The organism is Pseudoxanthomonas sp. LH2527 (genome assembly GCF_022539275.1).
GTDB lineage: Bacteria > Pseudomonadota > Gammaproteobacteria > Xanthomonadales > Xanthomonadaceae > Pseudoxanthomonas_A.
This window is the reverse complement of the sequence record NZ_JAKZBW010000061.1, coordinates 1-806: the sequence shown is the minus strand read 5'-3', so window position 1 is coordinate 806 and position 806 is coordinate 1. Positions and strand designations below refer to the sequence as shown.

Annotated in this window: 1 protein-coding gene; it reads right to left on the bottom strand. The window is 65.3% G+C overall.

Features of this window, described 5'->3' with window-relative positions; all coding sequences use genetic code 11:
- On the bottom strand, positions 1 to 806 hold an 806-nt coding region (locus MMG85_RS18370; protein ID WP_241047346.1), incomplete at its 3' end, for an elongation factor Tu.

The following is an 806-nucleotide window of genomic DNA, read 5'->3' as shown; positions in this document are numbered from 1 at the left end:
TCCAGCAGCTTGCGGAACATTTCCACGCCCGTGACCGTGGTCTTCTGGGTCGGACGGATACCGACGATCTCGATTTCCTCGCCCACCTTGATCACGCCGCGCTCGATACGGCCGGTCACCACGGTGCCGCGGCCCGAGATCGAGAACACGTCTTCCACCGGCATCAGGAACGGCTTGTCGACGTCGCGCTCCGGGGTCGGGATCCAGGTGTCCAGCGCGTCCACCAGCTTCAGGATCGCCGGCACGCCGATCTCGCTCTGGTCGCCTTCCAGCGCCAGACGGGCCGAGCCCGAGATGATCGGGGTGTCGTCGCCCGGGAACTCGTACTTGCTCAGCAGTTCGCGGACTTCCATCTCCACCAGTTCCAGCAGCTCGGCGTCGTCCACCATGTCGGCCTTGTTCAGGAACACGACGATGTACGGCACACCGACCTGGCGCGAGAGCAGGATGTGCTCGCGAGTCTGCGGCATCGGGCCGTCGGCGGCCGAGCACACCAGGATCGCGCCGTCCATCTGGGCCGCACCGGTGATCATGTTCTTCACGTAGTCGGCGTGGCCCGGGCAATCCACGTGCGCATAGTGGCGCGCCGCCGATTCGTATTCCACGTGGGCCGTGGAGATCGTGATGCCGCGCGCCTTCTCTTCCGGCGCCGCGTCGATCGCGTCATAGGCCTTGAACTCGCCACCGAAACGCTCCGCGCCGATCTTCGTCAGCGCCGCCGTCAGCGTCGTCTTGCCGTGGTCAACGTGACCAATCGTGCCCACGTTCACGTGGGGCTTGGTGCGTTCGAACTTACCCTTTGCCAT